At 43.1% G+C, this 15,935-nt stretch carries 14 protein-coding genes; 9 read left to right on the top strand and 5 right to left on the bottom strand.

The window, feature by feature from the left end; translation table 11 throughout:
* Positions 1–2 precede the first annotated feature (2 nt).
* From jag to rpmH, 4 genes are all read right to left on the bottom strand, one after another.
* A complete protein-coding gene (gene jag, locus HLI_RS11795; protein WP_128525141.1) occupies positions 3–617 on the bottom strand; it encodes an RNA-binding cell elongation regulator Jag/EloR in 615 nt (204 codons plus the stop codon).
* Positions 614–1,375 (bottom strand): YidC family membrane integrase SpoIIIJ, encoded by a 762-nt coding sequence (gene spoIIIJ / locus HLI_RS11790; RefSeq protein WP_128525140.1) that lies wholly within the window; start codon positions 1,373–1,375, stop codon positions 614–616. The genes jag and spoIIIJ overlap by 4 nt, the downstream gene beginning before the upstream one ends.
* Positions 1,376–1,489: 114 nt before the next feature.
* The gene (gene rnpA / locus HLI_RS11785) at positions 1,490–1,843 is read right to left on the bottom strand and encodes a ribonuclease P protein component (protein ID WP_128525139.1); all 354 of its coding nucleotides are present in this window, start codon (positions 1,841–1,843) and stop codon (positions 1,490–1,492) included.
* A gap of 383 nt (positions 1,844–2,226) precedes the next feature.
* Positions 2,227–2,361 carry a 50S ribosomal protein L34 gene (rpmH, locus tag HLI_RS11775; protein ID WP_035545113.1) on the bottom strand — a complete coding sequence of 45 codons (135 nt, stop codon included), beginning with the start codon at positions 2,359–2,361 and terminating at the stop codon, positions 2,227–2,229.
* Positions 2,362–3,037: 676 nt separating this feature from the next.
* Here rpmH and dnaA point away from each other — a divergent pair.
* From dnaA to HLI_RS11735, 8 genes are all read left to right on the top strand, one after another.
* A complete protein-coding gene (gene dnaA, locus HLI_RS11770; protein WP_128525137.1) occupies positions 3,038–4,393 on the top strand; it encodes a chromosomal replication initiator protein DnaA in 1,356 nt (451 codons plus the stop codon).
* Positions 4,394–4,567: 174 nt separating this feature from the next.
* Complete coding sequence (dnaN, locus tag HLI_RS11765) at positions 4,568–5,707, top strand: DNA polymerase III subunit beta (RefSeq protein ID WP_128525136.1); 1,140 nt, start codon at positions 4,568–4,570, stop codon at positions 5,705–5,707.
* Positions 5,708–5,949: 242 nt separating this feature from the next.
* Positions 5,950–6,171 (top strand): S4 domain-containing protein YaaA, encoded by a 222-nt coding sequence (yaaA, locus tag HLI_RS11760; protein WP_128525135.1) that lies wholly within the window; start codon positions 5,950–5,952, stop codon positions 6,169–6,171.
* Between the two features lie 17 nt (positions 6,172–6,188).
* Positions 6,189–7,307, top strand: coding sequence for a DNA replication/repair protein RecF (recF, locus tag HLI_RS11755; RefSeq protein WP_128525134.1), 1,119 nt, complete (start codon positions 6,189–6,191; stop codon positions 7,305–7,307).
* Between the two features lie 9 nt (positions 7,308–7,316).
* Positions 7,317–7,601, top strand: a complete 285-nt coding sequence (gene remB, locus HLI_RS11750) for an extracellular matrix regulator RemB (RefSeq protein ID WP_128525133.1) — start codon at positions 7,317–7,319, stop codon at positions 7,599–7,601.
* Between the two features lie 65 nt (positions 7,602–7,666).
* Positions 7,667–9,589 (top strand): DNA topoisomerase (ATP-hydrolyzing) subunit B, encoded by a 1,923-nt coding sequence (gene gyrB / locus HLI_RS11745; RefSeq protein WP_128525132.1) that lies wholly within the window; start codon positions 7,667–7,669, stop codon positions 9,587–9,589.
* Between the two features lie 107 nt (positions 9,590–9,696).
* Positions 9,697–12,261 carry a DNA gyrase subunit A gene (gene gyrA / locus HLI_RS11740; RefSeq protein ID WP_128525131.1) on the top strand — a complete coding sequence of 855 codons (2,565 nt, stop codon included), beginning with the start codon at positions 9,697–9,699 and terminating at the stop codon, positions 12,259–12,261.
* A gap of 98 nt (positions 12,262–12,359) precedes the next feature.
* On the top strand, positions 12,360–13,457 hold the full coding sequence (locus HLI_RS11735) for an HD-GYP domain-containing protein (protein WP_128525130.1): 1,098 nt from the start codon (positions 12,360–12,362) through the stop codon (positions 13,455–13,457).
* Positions 13,458–13,473: 16 nt separating this feature from the next.
* Here HLI_RS11735 and HLI_RS11730 read toward each other — a convergent pair whose 3' ends face one another.
* Positions 13,474–14,190 (bottom strand): YaaC family protein, encoded by a 717-nt coding sequence (locus tag HLI_RS11730; protein WP_128525129.1) that lies wholly within the window; start codon positions 14,188–14,190, stop codon positions 13,474–13,476.
* 173 nt (positions 14,191–14,363) lie between these two features.
* Here HLI_RS11730 and guaB point away from each other — a divergent pair, with 173 nt between their 5' ends.
* On the top strand, positions 14,364–15,833 hold the full coding sequence (gene guaB, locus HLI_RS11725) for an IMP dehydrogenase (RefSeq protein ID WP_128525128.1): 1,470 nt from the start codon (positions 14,364–14,366) through the stop codon (positions 15,831–15,833).
* The last annotated feature ends 102 nt before the right edge of the window (positions 15,834–15,935 follow it).

Raw genomic sequence — 15,935 nt, 5'->3', positions numbered from 1 at the left:
CATTAAGAAGGGCGGATGACGACATGCCGCCTGGGGTCATTGCCATCAGAATCCGTATTCACTTTTTTATGATCTTGTAAGGCTGTATGAATAATTTTTCTTTCATAGGAAGGCATCGGCTCGAGCTTGACTTCTTGATTCGTACGGATCGCTTTTTCAGCAAGACGTTGAGCCAAGTTTTCCAGGGTCTCTTTCCTGCGACCGCGATATCCTTCCGCATCCAGCATCACTGTGTAAAAAATATCTGATTCACGATTGACGACCAATTGAGCTAAGTATTGGAGTGAATTCAACGTTTGACCACGTTTTCCAATAAGCATGGCTATCTTTTCACCTTCTAAATCCATATAGATCTCTCTTTGGTGGATTTCGGTGTTCACTTGAACAGGAGCGCCCATTTGTTCTGCTACTTCATAGATGAATGTTTCGGCATCCTGCACCGGATTTTTCTTAATCGATACTTTAACAATGGCTGGTTTTGTACCAAAGCCAAGAAATCCTTTTTTACCTTCATCAATGATCTCGGCATCCACCTGATCTTCTGATGTCTGTAATTGCTCTAGTGCTGATTGGATGGCCGTTTCAACTGTGTTTCCCGTAGCAGTTATTTGCTTCACTCGCCTGCTCCTCCCGTCGAATCTTTCATCATAGGTTTACGAATGAAAATGGTTTGAAGAATCATCACGATGTTACCGACAATCCAGTACAACGCCAACGCTGATGGGAAGAAGAAGGCAAAGGTACCAATCATAAGCGGCATGATATAAAGCATCATTTGCATTTGCGGATTTTGTGCCGCCGCTCCGCCAGCCATCATTAATTTCTGTTGTAGGAATGTGGTCGCAGCTGTCAATATCGCTAAGAATGGATCTGATTGTCCCAATTCAAGCCATAAGAAATTATGAGTCTGAATTTCCGAAGTTCTCATGATTGCATGGTAGAAACCGATCAGAATCGGCATTTGCACGATAATCGGTAAACAGCCCGCTAATGGATTGACTCCATTTTTTTGGAAAAGCTGCATCGTCTCTTGTTGCAGTTTTTGTTGTGATTGAGCATCTTTTGATGAATATTTCTCACGCAATTCTTTCAGTTCTGGTTGGATATCCTGCATGGCTTTTGAACTCTTCAATTGCTTCACGTTCAATGGTAAAAGTAACACGCGGATAATGATGGTAACGATAATGATCGCCAAACCATAGCTTCCATTTGTGAAATCAGCGAAAAACAACAAAGTTTTCGACAATGGATAAACAATGTACTCATTCCAGAATCCTGTACTATCCGTGGTGATGTCCTGGTTCACATCCATACACCCGGATAGGAACGTAAGCAAACCTGCCATCGCAAGCAGGGTTAACATTTTATTACGCAACGTTCCTTCCTCCTTACTGAATCGCTCTTAAGCTAAAAAACTAACCTTTGAATATACTACATACTACATGACATTCATAAGTTTAGCATTAGTTCCCAGCATAATTCTATATGATTACAGTCTAATTTTTTTATTTAATAGCTTGGACCTTGATAAAACATGGTGCAAGCTTCGTTTTATTTCATGAAAACCCATTTGATTCGTCGGTTTCCTTGCTATTATGACCAGGTCATAACGAGGCTGTATATGGTCTTCAAGTTCATGGAAGGCCTGCCTTAAATATCGCTTCACCTGATTCCGCAATACCGCCGGGCCAATTTTTTTACTCACAGATAAACCGATACGGAAATGGGACTGGTCCTCTTTTTCCATATAATAAAGGACCAATTGCCTGTTAGCGAATGATTGCCCACCTTGAAAAACCTTTTGAAACTCTTCATTTTTTTTAATCCGATAAGCTTTCTTCATCGAACACCCTCCACTATAGAAAAGCGCAAACGCCTGGATAGACCCGACACGCATAAGACGAGGTTCGCAGTGAGGTGGTTTTTCCTCACGGAGATCATCGACTTATGTCTCGAGGGACTAGGCGTTGGAGCTGGACATTAGAAAAGCGCAAACGCCTTGATAGGCCCGACACGCATAAGACGAGGTTCGCAGTGAGGTGGTTTTTCCTCACGGAGATCATCGACTTGTGTCGCGAGGGGCTGGGCGTTGGAGCTGGACATTAGAAAAGCGCCGGTGCCTTCTGAAGACCTTCGGCTGCTCTCAAAACAAAAGAGGGACGTTAGATCCGCCCCTGCTCCTGTCACCTTATACTGAAAAAAAGACCACTGATTGTTTTCAGTGGCCTATGCTGATAAAACTTTTCTTCCTTTGCTGCGACGGCGTGCAAGAACTTTACGACCGTTCTTACTGCTCATACGTGCACGGAAGCCGTGTACTTTTTTGCGCTTACGGTTATTTGGTTGAAATGTGCGTTTCATTATATATACACCTCCTGGGAAAAATTCCAATAATACATAATCTAAAAGGCAGTCCCGATTAGTATAATCAAAATACTCCCCTTTTGTCAACATTCATTTTCTACATCCAATAGATAAGGATCACAGCGTTATATAACAGCCCTGTACTATAACAAAGGTTCGGATCTTCCATAATAAAAGGCGAACAAAACATCCCCTAGCGAACATTCACAGATGTTGTGTATAATTTTTTCTTGTGGATACGACTGTCCACAGCAATTATCGACAAGAAAATCACAAAATCTACTGTTGTGGATGAAGATTGTCTACAAGTTGTTATAATTGTGGATAAGTTAAAGCGAACCATTGCAACAAGCCGTTTTATTTGGTATCATATTTGTGTTTAACCGTGACTGACTTCTGAAGACTAAAAATCTTTTCCACAGAGTGTGGATAACATGTGGACAGTTGTTAACACGCTTGTTTATGTGATTATGCACAAGTATGTGGATACTGAAAATAACTATCTAGAACTCTAGTGAAATCAACCCTCGGACATCCACATCCGATCAGAGGTTTTTTATCGTAGAATATTATACAAACCTTATACGAACGCCTTTCGATCCTTTTGCTACGTTCGAAAAAGAGAACGAAAGGTTTTTTTGTTTTCCACTGAAATAGAAAGGGGTGAAAAAATTTGGAGAACATCAATGAATTATGGACGAATACGTTGGATCAAATTAAAGAGAAAATCAGTAAGCCGAGTTTTGAGACCTGGTTGAAAGCGACAAAAGCTGATTCTCTTAATGAAAATACGCTTACGATCGTTGCTCCGAATGAATTCGCCAGAGATTGGCTTGAAAATCAATATGAAGGTTTGATTACAGAGACCTTATATGAAGTGACGGGCGCGGAACTGGATACGAAGTTCATCATACCGGAATCTAAAGAGGAATCATTGGAAGATGTAAAACTTTCATCGAAAAATGTACCGAATGTCAAAAACAATGGCAATGAGGAATCACCACAAAGCATGCTGAACTCGAAGTACACCTTCGACACATTTGTCATTGGCTCGGGGAACCGGTTCGCTCATGCGGCTTCTTTAGCTGTGGCTGAAGCACCTGCCAAAGCTTATAATCCACTGTTCATTTACGGGGGCGTCGGACTGGGTAAAACCCACCTCATGCATGCCATCGGCCACTATGTACTGGATCACAACCCTAATGCGAAAGTCGTTTATTTATCATCAGAAAAATTCACCAATGAATTCATCAATTCCATCCGTGACAATAAAGCGGTGAACTTCCGTAATAAATACCGCAGTGTCGATGTGCTTTTAATTGATGATATCCAGTTCTTAGCTGGAAAAGAACAAACACAGGAAGAGTTCTTCCATACATTCAATACACTCCATGAAGAAAGCAAACAAATCGTCATCTCAAGTGATCGGCCTCCAAAAGAAATTCCTACATTGGAAGACCGGTTACGTTCGCGATTTGAATGGGGACTGATTACAGATATTACGCCGCCTGATCTAGAAACAAGGATTGCGATTCTGCGCAAAAAAGCTAAAGCAGAAGGCCTGGATATCCCTAATGAAGTGATGCTTTACATCGCCAATCAAATCGATACCAACATCCGTGAACTTGAAGGGGCGCTTATTCGTGTGGTTGCTTACTCTTCCCTGATCAACAGGGATATCAATGCTTCATTAGCTGCTGAAGCGTTGAAAGATATCATTCCTAGTTCAAAACCGAAAGTAATAACGATTGAGGGTATACAAGAGATAGTAGGAGAGAAGTACAATGTGAGATTGGAAGACTTCCCTGCTAAAAAAAGGACGAAATCCGTCGCCTTCCCTCGTCAGATTGCGATGTACCTTTCAAGAGAACTGACTGACTTTTCATTGCCAAAAATCGGGGAAGAGTTTGGAGGACGGGATCATACGACAGTCATCCATGCTCATGAAAAAATATCAAGAATGGTAGCAGATGATCAGCAGCTGCAAAGAGAACTAGATGAAATCAAAGAACAACTGAAAACTCACTAGTGGATAATGTGTATAAAGGGTACACATTCATCAACAACTTATGCACATGTGGATAACCTAGAACTGACAGTCTTCACTTCCGTTATCCACATTTCCACAGGCCATACTAGTACTATTACTATATTTTATATAAAAAATAATTAAATATATGCTCATTAGGAGGAGTGTATTGAAATGAAATTTGTAATCCAGAGGGACCAACTGATCGCCAGCGTCCAAAACGTAATGAAAGCTATATCTTCGAGAACGACAATTCCAATCTTGACGGGAATGAAAATCGAGGCTTCAGAAGAGGGTATCAAATTGACCGGTAGTGATTCAGATATTTCTATTGAATCTTTTATCCCCACAGAAGAAGATGGTATTGTTTATGTGGAAAATATCGAACCTGGCAGTATCGTGCTCCAAGCAAAATATTTCCCGGACATCGTTCGTAAACTGCCTCAAAACACGGTGGAAATTGAAAGTGATAACACAAGGAATATAACGATTCGCTCAGGAAATGCAGAATTTCACTTGAATGGGCAGGATCCAGAAGAATATCCGCAGTTACCACAACTGCATACAGAAGAGAGCTTTGAATTACCAATTGACCTTTTGAAGAATTTAATCCGACAAACGGTATTCGCTGTATCCACTTCAGAAACGCGACCGATTCTTACAGGTGTCCACATCCGTATGGAAGAAGGTGAACTGGAATTTATTGCGACCGATAGTCACCGTCTTGCATCCCGCAAGATTCCTTTGGAACAACCTGAAGGTAAATCTTTACCTGCCGTGGTCATTCCAGGGAAGAGTTTAACGGAATTGAACAAAATCCTTGATGATTCTGAAGACACCATTGAAATCAGTGTCACGGACAATCAAGTACTTTTCCGTACCAAACATTTATATTTCTTATCCCGTTTACTGGACGGAAACTATCCTGAAACATCCCGTTTAATTCCAGAGCAGAGCAAAACCATTGTGAAGATAGACACGAAGGAATTGTTGCAGTCTGTCGATCGGGCTTCCCTGCTATCGAAAGAAAACCGAAACAATGTGGTACGTTTGATGACGAAAGAGAACAATCACTTAGAAATCACAGGGAATTCTCCAGAAGTGGGGAATGTGGTTGAAGAAGTATTAGCGAATGATGTCGATGGGGAAGATCTGAAAATTTCCTTCAGCGCGAAGTACATGATGGATGCATTGAAAGCAGTTGATTATGATCAAGTAAAAGTTGAATTCACAGGAGCTATGCGGCCATTTTTGATTCGTCCTGTAGATGATGAACAAATTTTGCAATTGATTTTACCTGTACGTACGTATTGATCGGCCAAGTATGAGACGAATATAAACAAGATTAAGAAGATGCTGTTATGGATTCTATAATGGCATCTTCTTTCTTTTCTCTCTGACCAGAAATATAAAAATAATAAAAAATCAACAACCAAGGCCCCTCACTTTTGGTGAAGAATGAACGAAATTTCACTTTAAGTCACTTGCACTTTCTTTACGGCCCTATCTTTAGTAAAATGAAAGATAGGTGAATTCATGGAATAGGGTGAATAAATATGAGCGAAGAAATTGGGATAACTACGGAATACATTCCATTGGGACAATTTTTAAAGTTAGCGAATATTGTCGAATCAGGCGGAATGGTTAAAATTTTCCTGGCTGAATTTGAAGTTTTTGTAAATGGAGAGCTTGAAAATCGTCGTGGTCGTAAACTGTACCTGGGAGATACAGTAGAAATAGAAGAATTCGGCAGCTTCACAGTTGTCCAAGAAGGATGAGGTTATAAGAAGCGCCTATGCACATTCATGAATTGTCATTGCGATCATTCAGAAATTATGATCAGCTTTCTTTGACATTCGACGATAAGATCAATGTCATCATTGGTGAAAATGCCCAGGGTAAGACCAATTTGATGGAAGCGATCTATGTTTTAGCCTTTGCGAGGTCCCACCGTACTCCCAGGGATAAAGAATTGATACAGTGGGATGAAGAGTATGGTAAAATAAAAGGGACTATCTATAAACGGAATCGTCGTTTTCCTTTGGAAATCATCATTTCCAAGAAAGGGAAAAAAGCGAAGTTAAATCATATTGAGCAAAAGCGCCTCAGCGATTATATCGGTGCTTTGAATGTGGTCATGTTTGCACCTGAGGATCTCAATCTTGTCAAAGGGAGCCCTCAGGTGCGTCGTCGGTTTATTGACATGGAAATCGGTCAGATCCAGCCTACTTACATTTATCACTTAGGACAGTATCAAAAAATTCTGAGGCAGCGAAATCATTTATTGAAAGACCTGCAAAGGAAACCAGGGGCTGATCGGACGATGCTCGGAGTCATGACAGAACAACTGATCGAGCATGCGACGACAATCGTTGAACGCAGATTCAAGTTCCTCCAGCTGCTACGTTCTTGGGCGGCTCCGATCCATAAGGGGATCAGTCGTCAATTGGAAAAACTGGAAATCGCCTATGATGCGAGTGTAAGAGTATCAGAGGATATGAATTTGGAAACAATAAAGAGAACATACACTGATAAATTCCTGGATATAGAATCAAAAGAGGTTGAACGTGGGACCACTTTAGCTGGTCCGCATAGGGATGACCTTGTTTTTTATGTGAACGGAAAAGATGTACAGACTTATGGCTCGCAAGGTCAACAGCGGACGACGGCGCTGTCTTTGAAACTTGCGGAGATTGAATTGATTCATAGTGAAGTAGGTGAATATCCGATATTACTATTGGATGATGTACTAAGTGAATTGGACGATTACAGGCAGTCACATTTGCTTCATACGATTCAAGGGAAAGTGCAGACTTTCGTCTCTACTACCAGCATTGACGGAATTGAACATGAAGCCCTTGAACAAGCGGAAATCTTCCGTGTCAGTGAAGGAACGATAGACATAGAGAAATGAGGTGGGAGATTGTTCATTCACATCGGGGATGATCATGTGATCCAGTCGAAGGATGTCGTAGCCATTATCGATCATAGTTTGATATCCTCCTCTTCAATCATTGAGGAGATGATCTTTAATCAACGGAAAGATAGACGTGTGATTGAAACGGAAGATCACGAGGCGAAAGCAATCGTCATAACGAATGATGTGATTTATTTTAGTCCGCTTTCTGTTTTCACCTTGAAGAAACGGGCTAACATGATGACCACTTTAAATAAATTGGAAGATTTCTCGGAAGAAACGGAATGGTGAAATAAAGATAGATTTTGGCGTAAGAAAATCCACGTAAAACCATTTGAGAAATGTAGGTGAGTACCATGAAGGAAGATATTATCGAAGAACAGCAGGCTTATGATGAAAGTCAGATACAGGTACTGGAAGGTTTAGAAGCCGTCCGGAAGAGACCCGGAATGTATATCGGCTCAACGAACGAGAAGGGTCTTCACCATTTAGTTTGGGAAATTGTCGATAATAGTATCGATGAGGCCATGGCCGGTTTTTGCGATCAAATTCAAGTCACCATTGAGAAAGATAACAGCATTACTGTTACGGATAATGGCCGAGGAGTTCCTGTCGGGATTCAAGAAAAGACCGGTCGTCCAGCCGTAGAAGTCATCCTTACTGTGCTTCACGCAGGGGGTAAGTTCGGGGGCGGCGGTTATAAGGTTTCCGGCGGACTTCACGGTGTGGGTGCATCTGTGGTGAACGCATTATCTTCAAAGCTGGAGGTATTTGTCCATCGGGATGGCCAGATTCATTACCAGGCGTACCATCGCGGAGTGCCGGAGGAAGACTTGAAGGTGATCGGAGAGACTGATCAAACCGGAACAAAGATTCAATTCACTCCTGATATTGAAATTTTTTCAGAGACTCAAGAATATAATTTCGAAACATTAGCCAATCGATTACGTGAGCTCGCATTCTTGAATAAAGGATTGACCATCACGATCGAAGATAAACGCACCGACGAAGATCCAGTCGAATATTACTATGAGGGCGGAATTTTATCCTACGTCGAGCATATGAACCGCACGCGTCAAGCGTTGCACGAGGCGTTTTTCTTAGAAGACGAACAAGAGGATATATCGATTGAAATCGCTATGCAGTACAATGATGGATTTGCCAGCAATCTTTATTCTTACGCAAACAACATTCATACGTATGAAGGCGGAACGCACGAATCAGGCTTTAAGACAGGGCTGACTCGTGTCATAAATGACTATGCGCGAAAGAACAACATGTTCAAAGAGACCGATCCGAACTTGACTGGTGATGATGTGCGTGAAGGTTTGACTGCCATCATTTCCATCAAGCACCCGGATCCCCAATTCGAAGGGCAGACGAAAACGAAACTTGGAAATAGTGAAGCCCGTACGGTTACAGATGCGCTGTTTTCAGAGAAATTTTCCAGATTCCTGTTCGAAAATCCGAACATGGCGAAGACCATCGTGGAAAAAGGACTGATGGCTTCAAGAGCTCGTATGGCAGCTAAGAAAGCACGTGAACTGACACGAAGGAAAAGTGCTTTAGAAGTATCCAACCTTCCAGGTAAATTGGCGGACTGTTCATCAAAAGATGCCAAAATATCTGAAATCTACATCGTTGAGGGTGACTCAGCAGGTGGTTCAGCCAAACAAGGGCGGGATCGTCATTTCCAAGCTATCCTACCTTTGAGAGGTAAGATCATCAATGTAGAGAAAGCGCGGTTAGACAAGATTTTATCGAACAATGAAGTCCGTGCGATAATCACAGCATTAGGTACAGGGATCGGAGAGGACTTCGATATTTCCAAAGCCCGTTACCATAAAATCGTGATTATGACGGATGCTGATGTCGATGGGGCGCACATCCGGACTTTACTGTTGACGTTCTTCTATCGTTATATGCGGCCATTGATTGAAAAAGGGTACATCTATATTGCCCAGCCACCGCTTTACAAGATTCAGCAAGGAAAAGCGATTAACTATACGTATAGTGATAAACAGCTGGATGCGAAACTTGCTGAACTATCGAAGTCGCCTAAACCAAGCGTTCAGCGTTATAAGGGTCTTGGAGAGATGAACCCTGAACAACTTTGGGAAACTACGATGGATCCTGACACACGTTCGATGCTTCAAGTCAGCTTAGAAGATGCGATCGGAGCAGACGAAACGTTTGATATCCTGATGGGGGACAAAGTCGAACCAAGACGTAACTTCATTCAGGAAAATGCTCAATATGTACAAAACCTTGATGTTTGATCCGATCGAATGTTAAGCATCATAGACGTCATTTGACGTGAAGGAATAGATTGGAGAAGGGAATCAAGTCCTTCTCCTCCTTAAAGGCAATTAGGAGGTAAAAAAGAATGGTGGATCAACCCGAACGCCCGCGCGTACAGGAAATAAACATCAGCCAAGAAATGCGTACTTCCTTCTTGGATTACGCGATGAGTGTCATCGTCGCACGTGCCCTCCCAGACGTTAGGGATGGCTTGAAGCCTGTACACCGAAGAATATTGTATGCGATGCATGACCTTGGTATGCATTCAGATAAAGCTTATAAAAAATCTGCCCGTATCGTAGGTGAGGTTATTGGTAAGTACCACCCTCACGGCGACTCCGCTGTGTACGATACGATGGTGCGTATGGCTCAGGACTTCAACTATCGTTATATGCTGGTCGATGGTCACGGGAACTTTGGTTCAGTCGATGGAGATGCAGCAGCAGCTATGCGTTATACAGAGGCAAGAATGTCAAAAATTTCGATGGAAATCCTCCGTGATATCAATAAAGATACCATCGATTATGATGACAACTACGATGGTACGGAAAGAGAACCAATCGTACTCCCTGCCAAATTCCCGAACTTGCTCGTAAATGGCGGGTCCGGAATCGCAGTCGGAATGGCAACCAATATCCCACCCCATCAATTAGGGGAAGTGATCGATGCCGTTCTTGCGTTAAGTAAAGATCCTGATATTACGATACAGGAATTGATGGAGAACCATATTTACGGACCGGACTTCCCGACAGCTGGTAAAATTCTCGGAATGAGCGGAATCCGTAAAGCTTATGAAACAGGAAAAGGATCAATTACGGTCCGGGCTGATGTCGAAATTGATGAACAGGCAAATGGAAAATCCCGCCTGATCGTTACGGAATTACCGTATCAAGTCAACAAAGCCCGTCTAGTTGAAAAGATCGCGGACCTGGCCCGTGATAAGAAAATCGACGGGATCACTGATTTGCGTGATGAATCAGACCGTAATGGTATGCGTGTAGTGATTGAACTGCGACGTGATGCCAACCCGAACGTCCTTTTAAACAATCTTTATAAAATGACGGCCTTACAATCTACATTCGGCATCAATATGTTAGCTCTTGTGAATGGACATCCAAGGGTATTGAACCTGAAGCAGTGTCTCGTGCATTATCTCGATCACCAGAAAGTCGTCATTAGAAGACGGACAGAGTATGAGCTGAGAAAGGCAGAAGCCCGGGCTCACATTTTAGCTGGTCTGCGAATTGCACTCGATCATTTGGATGAGGTCATTTCATTGATTCGCGAATCACAAACGACGGACATCGCCCGCACGGGTCTGATGGAACGTTTCGGCCTTTCTGAGAAACAGGCACAAGCGATTCTTGATATGCGCTTGCAGCGTTTGACAGGGCTTGAACGGGAGAAGATTGAAGATGAGTACAATGAAATCACAAACTTGATTGCTGAATTGAAGGCGATCTTAGCGGATGACGAAAAGGTGCTTGAAATCATCCGTGAAGAGCTAGTGGATGTCAAAGAACGCTTTAACGATGAGCGGCGAACAGAAATTATTCTAGGTGGCACAGACTTTATCGAAGACGAAGACTTGATTCCTGAAGAGACGGTCATCGTGACAGTAACCCACCAGGGATATGTGAAGCGCTTGCCTGCCAATACGTACCGTTCTCAACGAAGAGGGGGACGTGGTGTGCAAGGAATGGGGACACATGAGGAAGACTTCGTGGAACATCTCTTATCCACTTCAACCCATAACACGCTCCTGTTCTTCTCGAATAAAGGGAAAGTATACAAAGCAAAAGGGTATGAAGTCCCTGAATTCAGTCGGACGGCAAAAGGGATTCCTATCATCAACATGTTGAACGTGGAACGGGATGAGTGGATTAATGCCGTCATCTCCGTAGAGGACTTCGTCGATGATTGGTACCTCGTCTTCACTACGAGGAATGGAATCACGAAACGGACGACGCTGTCTCAATTTGCCAACATCCGCCGCGGAGGATTGATTGCTCTCGGTTTACGGGAAGATGATGAATTAATTTCCGTGCGTTTGACAGACGGGGCGAAGGATATCATGATCGGTACTCAAAATGGTTACCTGATACGGTTCAATGAAGATCAAATCCGTACGATGGGACGAACAGCTGCCGGTGTCAAAGGTATTTCTCTAAGGAATGACGACAAGGTCGTTTCGATGGAAATACTTGATGATTCCCTCCAGGTACTGACCGTTACAAGCAAAGGTTATGGGAAGCGTACGCCTGCAAGTGATTATAGAATCACTAACAGGGGTGGTAAAGGGATCATTACGTGTAACTTGACCGATAAAAATGGGCAGGTTGTCGCAACGAAAGCTGTAAATGGTGAAGAGGATGTTATGATCATCACAGCTAGCGGTGTTTTGATCCGGATGCCGCTGGAAAGTATCTCTGAAACAGGACGTAACACTCAAGGTGTACGTTTGATACGACTGGGCGATGGCGAAGAAGTTGCTACCGTAGCCCGGGTAGAGTCTGAAAAAGAAGAAGATGAAATCGTAGAAGAGGCTTTGGAGAAAGAGGCAGAACTGGAATCCAGTCAGGAATCTGGTGACACCATCGAAGCAGATACCTCCAACACTGAAGAAAATGACGAATCAGATGAATCATAAGAAGATTTGAATAACAGTCGCCTGTCGGTTTAATAGCGGCAGGCGGCTTTTTTTACCTCCATAGACTGTGATTAGCATAGGAAAGGTGGAAGAATTCCATGAGAGTGAGCCCTGCTCAACTTGTGCCCGGGTGTTTAGTTACTAAAGATGTGATGGGACGCACCAACAGGCCGATCGTGCCAAAAAATACGACCATACAAGCAATACATATCGAAGTTTTGAAAAAGTTTCAAATTGAGTCTGTCGACGTTTCGAATAAACAAACAGATGGTACTGCTTTCAATCCAATGGAACGAATGGAAAGTCAGGAGACTACCGCTTCTACTGAAACACACATCCAAGAACCCTCTCCCTCTTTCCATGATCAATATTTAGAAGCTGTGCAATCTTATAAGAAGTGGTTCACCGATTGGAGTGGAGGTTCTCCTATAGATATGAATGCGGTCAGGAAAGTAATGGTCCCTCTATTAGAGAAAGTGATTGAATCCGAACGGGATGTTTTTACGCTTCATCATTACACTTCTAGTGATGATTATATTTACCACCATAGTGTGGCGATAGGCTTGATATCAGGATATTTGGCTTCTAAGATGGGCTACAATTATGGCGAGTGGATGCAGGTCGGATTAGCAGGAGTCTTATGTGATAGCGGAATGGCGAAATTAGATGAGAAGATCACCTGGAAAGAAGGCGCACTGACAGAGGCAGAGTTTGAACAGGTGAAAAACCATCCGACATATTCCTATCGTAATGTTGAGAAAGTTCCTACCTTGAGCGCGCAAGCCAAAATAGCCATCCTTCAACACCATGAACGGTTGAATGGCACAGGCTATCCATTAGGGTTAGGACAATCAAAAATTCATGATTTCAGTCAAATCATCGCCGTCAGTGATATGTACCATGCCATGACATCAGAGCGTTTGTACCGCCGAAAACAGTCCCCTTATAAAGTATTAGAAGAAATCCTCCAGGAACAGTTCGGGCGTTATGATCATAAAATCATCCGTGTTTTCGTCAAAGAAATGACCAATTACTCGACAGGGACAAACATCCGCTTATCAGACAGCCGTCTTGCGGAAATTATTTTTGTGGAAAGCAACCATCCGACCCGGCCAATGATCCGCCTAGAGGAAGATGGTCAAATCCTTCATTTGAAAGAGCATCTGTATTTACACATAGAAGAAGTGTACGACTGAGCATTCTCTCATTGATTCAATGGGTGGATGAGAACTGATCAGTGAGCCATGCAGAAACCATAGATGGGATTTGTCCAGCAGCAGAATTAAGGAAATGGACGATGAATACATAATCTTCACGGTCTTTCATCTGCTCCATCTCGCCCCACCACTCTCCTTCATAACGGACGAGCATGCTCAAGTTGTATAAAACAGCAAAATAACTCAATAACTCAGGCCAATCCTCCTCTATTTCCAAAGGGGGGGATTTTTTCAATTGATAGATATTATCCATGGATGCCAACGGACGTAACAGCTCATCCATGGAGATTTTATCTTTTGTGGATGTGAACTGGAAAAGGTGGTGAGCCGCATGGGGGAAGAGTCCATGTGGTTGAATGCGGATATCGTCTTCTAAAAATCGATAGTGCTGCTTTTTTCTTTTCCTCGTCGATAACCCGTGAGCCAATACTTTTGCTGTAGCCGGATACCCGGGATCAACTGTAAGCAGGCAGCTTTTTAAATAGTGGTTCAGCCCGTAGTAGAAAAGGAGAGGCTTGACGCTTAATGGTGTATGCAGGGCCGTGGACCAGTAATCATGACCCAGGGTAAGACCATAAACGAAACGCTCTGCATTGTTATAAGCATGATGTTCTGCTTTTGAATGCTTGATTTTGTCATAACAAGCGGATAAAAACGGCCGTGTGTGTGCGGTAACTTGAAGATAAGTCAATATAGTATCATCACTTGCCAATATTCCTCTCTCCTTTCCGTGTTGATAGGAAGTGTATGCCAATTATTTATGGTTGAAAAAGCACAATCATTGTCGTATTGTAAATAACAATAAGAAATGGTGTCTGTTCATTTACCACTTATTTTACCCACTTTTACCCAAACTATTTGAACGAAGAAAAGGAGAGGTCAAACATGCGTGAAGACAAGTTTACTAAAGAAGGTTTGACGTTTGACGATGTGTTGCTTTTGCCTGCGAAATCAGATGTTCTCCCTCGTGATGTGTCTTTGGCTACAGAGTTGTCACCGACATTACGTTTGAACATGCCGATTTTGAGCGCCGGTATGGACACTGTTACGGAAGCAGCTATGGCTATCGGGATGGCTCGTCAAGGTGGTCTTGGTGTCATCCACAAAAATATGTCGATTGAGGAACAAGCGGAACATGTCGATCGGGTGAAACGTTCTGAAAGTGGTGTCATCACCAACCCATTCTTTCTGACACCCGAGCATCAAGTCTTCGACGCAGAGCATTTGATGGGGAAATTCCGGATTTCAGGTGTTCCTATTGTAAATAATGTAGATGATCAGAAGCTCGTCGGCATTATTACAAACCGCGATCTTCGTTTCATCGAAGATTATTCAATGGCTATCAGTGATGTAATGACAAGTGAAGATCTTGTAACGGCTCCTGTTGGCACAACACTTGATGAAGCAGAAAAAATACTTCAAAAATATAAAATCGAAAAATTGCCGATGGTGGACAATCAAGGAATCCTTAAAGGATTGATCACCATTAAAGATATTGAAAAAGTCATCGAATTTCCATATTCAGCAAAGGACGAGCAAGGCCGCTTATTGTGCGGAGCTGCTGTAGGTGTGACAGCTGATGCGATGACAAGGATAGATAAATTGGTAGATGCAGGGGTGGATGCACTCGTCGTCGATACCGCTCATGGACATTCCCAAGGAGTGATAGACCAGGTGAAACGCATTAAAGACCGCCACCCTGGTGTAAATATCATTGCGGGAAATGTGGCTACACCAGAAGCGACACGTGAGTTGATCGAAGCAGGAGCGGATGTTGTCAAAGTCGGCATCGGTCCTGGATCGATTTGTACCACTCGAGTTGTTGCAGGCGTCGGGGTGCCGCAAATTACTGCTGTTAATGATTGTGCAAGAGAAGCAGAAAAACACAACAAATCGATCATAGCGGATGGCGGGATCAAATTTTCTGGAGATATCGTCAAAGCCCTGGCAGCAGGCGGGCATGCAGTCATGCTCGGCAGTCTTCTGGCAGGAGTATCAGAAAGCCCTGGAGAAACAGAGATATTCCAAGGACGCCGTTTCAAGGTGTATCGCGGTATGGGCTCTGTAGGAGCAATGGAATCAGGCTCCAAAGACCGTTACTTCCAAAGCGAACAAGAGGCGAAAAAGCTGGTTCCAGAAGGAATTGAAGGTCGCATGCCATACAAAGGACCACTTTCCGATTCGATCCACCAGCTACTCGGTGGCCTTCGTTCAGGAATGGGGTATTGTGGAACAGCGACCATCGATGCCTTAAGAACGGATGCCCAGTTCACCAGAATTACCGGTGCTGGTTTACGCGAAAGTCATCCCCATGACGTCCAGATCACAAAAGAAGCACCAAACTACTCCGTTTGACCTGGTAAAGAAAGAATAGACAGGGACTTTTCCCTGTCTATTTTTTTATATAAGCATGTGATAAAATAACGAGGGTGTATAATATAAGGGTGGAGGTTGAAA

It is taken from the genome of Halobacillus litoralis (assembly GCF_004101865.1).
Taxonomy (GTDB): Bacteria; Bacillota; Bacilli; order Bacillales; family Halobacillaceae; genus Halobacillus; species Halobacillus litoralis_A.
The sequence above is the reverse complement of the archived record's forward strand: the minus strand, read 5'-3'. Positions and strand labels throughout refer to the sequence as shown.

What these genes read in the sequence shown, in the direction of transcription:
- rnpA (WP_128525139.1), bottom strand. Translation starts at nt 1,843, where the DNA reads ATGAAGAAAGCTTATCGGATTAAAAAAAATGAAGAGTTTCAAAAGGTT.
- rpmH (WP_035545113.1), bottom strand. Translation starts at nt 2,361, where the DNA reads ATGAAACGCACATTTCAACCAAATAACCGTAAGCGCAAAAAAGTACAC.
- dnaN (WP_128525136.1), top strand. Translation starts at nt 4,568, where the DNA reads ATGAAATTTGTAATCCAGAGGGACCAACTGATCGCCAGCGTCCAAAAC.
- yaaA (WP_128525135.1), top strand. Translation starts at nt 5,950, where the DNA reads ATGAGCGAAGAAATTGGGATAACTACGGAATACATTCCATTGGGACAA.
- recF (WP_128525134.1), top strand. Translation starts at nt 6,189, where the DNA reads ATGCACATTCATGAATTGTCATTGCGATCATTCAGAAATTATGATCAG.
- gyrB (WP_128525132.1), top strand. Translation starts at nt 7,667, where the DNA reads ATGAAGGAAGATATTATCGAAGAACAGCAGGCTTATGATGAAAGTCAG.
- gyrA (WP_128525131.1), top strand. Translation starts at nt 9,697, where the DNA reads ATGGTGGATCAACCCGAACGCCCGCGCGTACAGGAAATAAACATCAGC.
- HLI_RS11735 (WP_128525130.1), top strand. Translation starts at nt 12,360, where the DNA reads ATGAGAGTGAGCCCTGCTCAACTTGTGCCCGGGTGTTTAGTTACTAAA.
- guaB (WP_128525128.1), top strand. Translation starts at nt 14,364, where the DNA reads ATGCGTGAAGACAAGTTTACTAAAGAAGGTTTGACGTTTGACGATGTG.